Annotated in this window: 1 protein-coding gene; it reads left to right on the plus strand. The window is 63.4% G+C overall.

Features of this window, described 5'->3' with window-relative positions:
• Nucleotides 1-215: 215 nt before the first annotated feature.
• Nucleotides 216-1,139, plus strand: coding sequence for an IS110 family RNA-guided transposase (locus AC1KVG_RS21745; RefSeq protein ID WP_176341303.1), 924 nt, complete (start codon nt 216-218; stop codon nt 1,137-1,139).
• Nucleotides 1,140-1,245: the final 106 nt, after the last annotated feature.

Below are 1,245 nucleotides of genomic sequence, written 5' to 3' on the forward strand. Positions count from 1 at the left end.
AAGAGCCTTATCTGTTCGGAATCTGGCAGTTTGGGCGTCGAGAGCCGGCGTGGGCCACCGTGAGAGCCTGGATCGTTACCGATCGTCTTGTAGCTGGGTGCCCACGCCGGTTCCTCCCCTGTGTCGCCCGAACAGTTGCCAGAGTTGCCACTCGTAGACGTAAGGCTGGGCAGGCAGGGGAGCTCTCGACCCTTCAAGCCTAACGGAGTTCGCCCATGAACGGCATCGGGATAGATGTGTGCAAGGCCATGTTGGATGTGGCCGTCCACCACGGCGCTTGCATGCGGTTCCACAACACACCAGCGGGCTGTCGCAAGTTGGTGGCCTGGCTGACAACGCAGCAGGCTGGCCAGATCGTCCTGGAGGCCTCCGGCGGTTATGAACAGCGGGTACTGGATGCTTTGTTCGACGCCGGTCACCGGGTTGTGCGGGCGGATGCGCGCCGCTGCCATGCCTTCGCTGCTGCCACCGGTCTGCCGGCAAAAACAGATCGTCTGGACGCGATCAATCTCGCCTGCATGGCTGAAAAGCTGGAGCTGCGTCCCTATCAACCGATGGAGCCTTGGCGGCGACGGCTGCGCGAGTTCGTGCGCGCGCGACAGCAGCTCGTGGAGCTGACAACAAGCGCACACAACCAGTTGGAGCAGGTAACGGACACGCGCTTGCGCCGCGTGCTGCAGGCCAATATCGCGCAGATGAAAAAGACCTGCGTGCGATTGGAACAGCAGATTGCCGAACAGGTCCGCCAACAACCGCAGCTGGAGGCGATGCGCTCGTTCAAAGGCGTCGGAGCCACCTTGCAGGCGGTGATCGCCAGCTACCTGCCGGAGCTGGGAACCTTCGAGGGGAAGGCGATTGCCAAGCTGGTCGGCGTGGCTCCCATCGCCCATGACAGCGGACAGATGCGCGGCCTGCGCCGGATCCGCGGCGGGCGGATCGAGGTCCGCAACGTGCTGTACATGGCGTGCCTGTCTGCCATCCAGCACGAGCCGCGGATCCGGGAGTTTTATAGATCTCTGCGGGCACGCGGAAAGCCCGGCAAGGTCGCCGTCGTGGCGGCGATGCGAAAGATGCTCGTCATCCTCAACGCGCGAGCACGAGACGCTCAAGCCGCAGACGTCCAAACCGTCCCGACCTGAGTGTGTCTACGCTCTAATTTGAGCCGCCGGCTGCTGACCAGCGGCCGGCGCTCCCGTGTCCAGCTTCCAGAACGGTCAGCCCCCCTCCAACAACACAGTTGCTACA

It is taken from the genome of Xanthomonas sp. NCPPB 3959 (assembly GCF_056675575.1).